This window comes from Roseateles sp., from assembly GCF_036486225.1.
GTDB lineage: Bacteria > Pseudomonadota > Gammaproteobacteria > Burkholderiales > Burkholderiaceae_C > Roseateles.
This window is the reverse complement of sequence record NZ_DASVNZ010000134.1, coordinates 1-3,359: the sequence shown is the minus strand read 5'-3', so window position 1 is coordinate 3,359 and position 3,359 is coordinate 1. Positions and strand designations below refer to the sequence as shown.

4 protein-coding genes are annotated in these 3,359 nt (G+C 70.9%); 2 read left to right on the top strand and 2 right to left on the bottom strand.

Going from position 1 to position 3,359, the window contains the following annotated elements; genetic code table 11:
* Positions 1–716: helix-turn-helix domain-containing protein (locus VF536_RS09120; protein WP_331614521.1), on the bottom strand; the 716-nt coding region annotated here is incomplete at its 3' end.
* Between the two features lie 10 nt (positions 717–726).
* Between VF536_RS09120 and VF536_RS09115 the strand changes: the two genes are divergently transcribed.
* Together VF536_RS09115 and VF536_RS09110 are read left to right on the top strand one after the other, a co-directional pair.
* Positions 727–1,326, top strand: coding sequence for a GNAT family N-acetyltransferase (locus tag VF536_RS09115; protein WP_331614519.1), 600 nt, complete (start codon positions 727–729; stop codon positions 1,324–1,326).
* Positions 1,317–1,826 carry a GNAT family N-acetyltransferase gene (locus tag VF536_RS09110; RefSeq protein WP_331614518.1) on the top strand — a complete coding sequence of 170 codons (510 nt, stop codon included), beginning with the start codon at positions 1,317–1,319 and terminating at the stop codon, positions 1,824–1,826. The genes VF536_RS09115 and VF536_RS09110 overlap by 10 nt, the downstream gene beginning before the upstream one ends.
* Positions 1,827–1,841: 15 nt before the next feature.
* Here VF536_RS09110 and VF536_RS09105 read toward each other — a convergent pair whose 3' ends face one another.
* Entirely contained in the window at positions 1,842–3,011 is a 1,170-nt protein-coding gene (locus VF536_RS09105) for a PQQ-dependent sugar dehydrogenase (protein WP_331614517.1), read from the bottom strand.
* Positions 3,012–3,359 lie beyond the last annotated feature (348 nt).

The following is a 3,359-nucleotide window of genomic DNA, read 5'->3' as shown; positions in this document are numbered from 1 at the left end:
GCCCAGAGCGCCGCGGCGCGCGCGGCCGGCAACGCCGCCGGAGCGATCAGCCCGTCCAGGCCCGCGATCAGTGCTTCGCGCAGCGCCACCGGCGTATCGAGCATCAGCAGCCGGTAGTCGTGCGGGTGCTGCAAACCCCAGTTCACGAAGGCGCGCGCGACCGCCGCGGCCTCGCCCCCTGAGGCGGCGCCATCCGCCGCGCCCTGCAGGCGCGTGAGCAGTGTGCGCAGGCTGTCCTCGGCCAGGCGCGCAAGCAGCTCGCTCTTGTCGTGGAAGAAGCTGTAGAGCGTCGCGTGCGAGTAGCCCACCGCCGCGCCCACCTCGCGCAGCGTCAGGGCGTCCGCGCCGCGCTCGGCGAAGAGTTCGCGCGCGGCGGCCAGGATCCCGGCCTCCAGCGCCAGTTTGTGCGCCGCTCGCCGCTGCTGGGACGCGGTCGGCGTCGCGCCGGCATCGGCGCCGAGGTCCAGCGCCGCGTCGCCGTCGAGATCGAGTTCGCCCTCGTTCATCGCCTTGCGTTGCGCCTGGCGTTTCAGCGGACCTTCCGGCTTGGCCACCTTCTGCCGCACGCGCGGCTGCGGCTTCGCCTGCGGTCGCGCCTGCGCGGCCCCGTCGGGCCTGTCCTGCACGACGCCGGAGGTGTTGTGCAGGCCCTTCGGACCGCTGGGACGCGGATCCGGCGTCGGCGCACGGCCGCCGCTTGTGGATTTGCTAACCATTGGGTAGTATTTGATCGACGGTTTGAATGAAGACTGGACGATGCCACAAATGCCTGCGATTGACCATGCTGACGCGCCTTTCGTGCGGCCGCTTCTTGAGGCCGTGCCCGTCACGCATCCCGACGCGGTGCTGCTGATGCATCTGCTCAACCGGCGGTTGGCGTTGCTCAGCGGCGACTCCGGCGCCAGCGGCTTCGAGGCCGCGTCGATGCCGGCGGGACGATCCGTGTTCCTGGTCGCGCGGGGCGAAGACGGCGCCCTCCTCGGCTGCGGCGCGGTCCGCCCGCTCGCGCAGGCCGGGACCGCGCCGGTGGCCGAGCTCAAGCGGATGTTCGCCCGCGACGGCACGCGCGGCGTCGGCGCCGCCCTGCTCATCGCGCTGGAGCGGGAAGCGCTCGCCATGGGCTATCGCGCGCTCTGGCTGGAGACGCGGCGCGTCAACGACCGCGCGCTGCGCTTCTATCGCCGGCACGGCTATTCCGAGATTCCCAACTACGGCAGCTATGTGGGGCGCGAGGACGCGGTGTGCCTCGGCAAGCCGCTTCGCCAGCTTCTCCATGCCGCCTCGCCGTCGCCGTCATCGTTGAACAAGGATCCCTCATGGAACTGATCGAACTGCGCAGCACGGACCGAGACTGGATGCCGGCACTCGGCGAGCTGTTCTTCGACGTCGTCGACGGCGGCGGCTCGCTGGGCTTCCTCGAAGACGTCGACGAGGGGCAGATGCGCGAGTATTGGGAAGGCGTGTTCGAGCAGCTCGGGCCGCGGCATCGGCTATGGGTCGCGCGTGAAGGCGACCGGATGCTCGGCACGGTGCAGCTGTCGCTCTGCGGCAAGCCGAATCAGCGCCATCGCGGGGACGTGATGAAGCTGATGGTCCATCGAGATGCACGCAGACGCGGCGTCGCCGTCCAGCTGATGGCCGTGCTGGAGCGGACCGCGCGGGAAGCGGGCCTCACCTTGCTCACGCTCGACACCGAAGCGCAGTCGGCCGCGGAGACGTTCTACCAGTCGCAAGGCTTCCAGCGCTCCGGCGAGATCCCGTTCTTCGCCGCCAACCCGCAGGGAGAGCTGCAAGCGACCGCGCTGTACTGGAAGTGGCTGGACTGAGAGACCGGCAGCGCCTCAGCGCGACACGCGCATCAGCTTGCCGCCGTCCGTCACCGTCAGCAGCGCGCCGTCCCGCGCCTGGATCACGTCGCGGAAGCGCTCGCCCAGGTCCCCGAACATCTTCTCCTTGCCCGTGACCGTGTCGCCGTTCAGCGTGATGCGCCACAGCGCGGTGCCCGCCAGCGAGCCCGAGATCAACTGTCCTCGCCATTCCGGGAACATGCTGCCGGTGTAGAAGGCCAGCCCCGCCGGCGCGACCGAGATCGGCGTCCAGGTCGTCAGCGGTTCGACGTAGGTCGGCGCATGCGTGCCGCCACCGATGCGGCAGGCATCACCGACCGGCGAGCCGTACTCGCAGCCGTAGCTCTTGATCGGCCAGCCGTAGTTCTGGCCGGCGCGCGCAATGTTGACCTCGTCGCCGCCCTGCGGGCCGTGTTCGGTGAGCCACAACTCTCCGGTCTGCGGATGCAGCGCGGCGCCCTGGATGTTGCGGTGGCCGTAGCTCCAGATGCCGGGCTTGGCGCCCGCGGCGAAGCTCGGGTTGTCCGCCGGGATGCTGCCATCCCGGTTCACACGGATCACCTTGCCCAGCGTCTGCTGCAGGTCCTGCGAGGGGCTGCCCTTCATGCGCTCGCCGGTCGTGATGTAGAGCGTCTTGTCCCGAGCGAAGACCAGCCGCGAGCCGTAATGCCCCGTGCCGTCGACCTTGGGGGCCTGGCGGAAGATCACCTGCACACCGGTGAGGGCGTCGCCCTCCAGCCGACCGCGCGCGACCGTCGTGCCGGCTTTTCCGGCCTCGGTCCCGGTCCCCGCTTCGGCGTAGGAGAAGTAGACCCAGTTGCTGCCCGCGGTCGCGAAGTCCGGATCGATCGTGATGCCCAGCAGGCCGCCCTGGCCGCTGTCCAGCACCTTGGGCACGCCGACGATCGTGGCCTCGGTCTTGCCCGCTGCCGACAGCCGCACGATCGTGCCGCCCTTCTGCGTCACCAGCAGGCGGTTGTCCGGGAGTTGCACGAGGCCCCAGGGGCGATCGAGCGTGCTGTTCAGCGTCTGCATCGTCGGGGCGCCTGCGCCCCCGCCGGGTTGGGTCGGCGCGGCGGTGTCGTCGCCGCCGCCGCTCCCGCCGCCACAGGCCGTGGCCGCCATCGCGACCGCCAATGCCGACATCCATTCCGCCACGCTCATGCCCGTTCTCCTTGTGCTGATCGCGGGCCCCCGCCAGGAATCCGGCCGCCCGCGTCGGCGTCACGACGCCGTGAAGGCGCCGAGTCTAGGCCGACCCCGCGACGGAGTTGCAAGCGGTTGAAATCGGCCGCGCCAGTGCCGCCATCCACCCCGCCATCCACGCCGGCAATCGCCGTGCGCGCCCGGCCCCGGGCCGGATGGCCCTGCTTGTGCAGGCCCCGCGCTTCCTCTACCCTGCCCGCAGTCCGGCTCCAGACCCACGTCCAACTCTCCTGAGAGGAGCGAGCCATGTCCCCCAGCACCACCCCCGACCCGGAAGGCCCCCCCGCCGGCAGCCCAGGCGGCGCC

What these genes read in the sequence shown, in the direction of transcription:
- VF536_RS09110 (WP_331614518.1), top strand. Translation starts at nt 1,317, where the DNA reads ATGGAACTGATCGAACTGCGCAGCACGGACCGAGACTGGATGCCGGCA.
- VF536_RS09105 (WP_331614517.1), bottom strand. Translation starts at nt 3,011, where the DNA reads ATGAGCGTGGCGGAATGGATGTCGGCATTGGCGGTCGCGATGGCGGCC.